Raw genomic sequence first — 1,088 nt, forward strand, 5'->3', positions numbered from 1 at the left:
CCTCGCAAGCCTCGTCGGCCAAGTTGAACCAGTGCTGCACAAAGTACATGCGCAACATACGCTCAAGTCCCACCGGCGGGCGACCATTGCCCGGCTTGGGGTAATGCGGCTCGATCACTTCGCATAGTGAACCTGCCCCTGTTTGACGTACTGCTTAGCCACTTCATTATGCGGCCTTCAATTGCTGTGCCGCGTCCCAGCGTTTTTCAAACTGCATCGGACTGACGTAGCCCAACGTGGAGTGCAACCGCCGGTGGTTGTAGAACGTCAGCCAGTCAATCACCTCATCCATTGCCTGCCTGCGGGTTGCAAACCTCTGTCCGTACAGCCTGCCCACCTTCAAGCGACCCCACAGACTCTCCGTAGGTGCGTTGTCCCAGCAGTTTCCCTTGCGGCTCATGGAACTTCTCATTTTGTAACCCGCCAGCGTGCCCTGGAACTCATGCCCGCAGTATTGGCTGCCTCGGTCCGAATGGAAGATCAGGCCTGGCGCTGGCTGACGCCGGAACCATGCCATCTTTAACGCGTCTGTCACCAGGCTGCTCTGCATGTGAGGCTGCATGCTCCAGCCCACCACCTGTCGGCTGAACAGGTCTATCACTGCTGCCAAGTACAAACCAGCCCTCGTCGGTGGCGATATAGGTGATGTCTCCCGTCCAGACCTGGTTAGGGCTACGCTGAACAAGCCACCGAATTCAGCGATATGTTGCTAGTTGATTGCATGATGCGAGATGTGATGGGCGAAGCGGCCCAATTTCGGCCCGTATTTCTGGCCTTTTCACGCCAGACACGCGCATTGCGCGCTCTGAAGACGCACTCATGCCATGCGGCGTCCACGCGCTAAGTAGATGTTGGCCAGACCCAAGGCCACGAACGAGCGCGTGGCGTTCTTGGCCAGGCCGCGATAGCGCACCTTGGTGAAGCCCCACAGCCGCTTGACCACTGCGAAGACGTGCTCCACCCGGGCGCGTACCTTGGACTTGTTGCGATTCTTCGAGCGCAGGGCCGGGTCAACCTCACCTCCCTTGCGCACCCGCTGGTTGGTGAAGTCGTTCGCATGTGGTGCCTTGGATGCGATCAGTGCCTTC

1 protein-coding gene and 2 pseudogenes are annotated in these 1,088 nt (G+C 58.9%); all 3 read right to left on the reverse strand.

Annotated elements, in window-relative coordinates; translation table 11 throughout:
• Positions 1-124, reverse strand: a pseudogene (locus B9Z45_RS16665) (transposase); the annotation flags it as partial.
• Positions 125-166: 42 nt separating this feature from the next.
• A pseudogene (locus tag B9Z45_RS16670) lies at positions 167-674 on the reverse strand (IS3 family transposase); the annotation flags it as partial.
• Between the two features lie 143 nt (positions 675-817).
• Positions 818-1,088: transposase (locus B9Z45_RS16675; protein WP_146180911.1), on the reverse strand; the 271-nt coding region annotated here is incomplete at its 5' end.

The organism is Limnohabitans sp. 2KL-17 (assembly GCF_003063415.1).
Taxonomy (GTDB): domain Bacteria; phylum Pseudomonadota; class Gammaproteobacteria; order Burkholderiales; family Burkholderiaceae_C; genus Limnohabitans_A.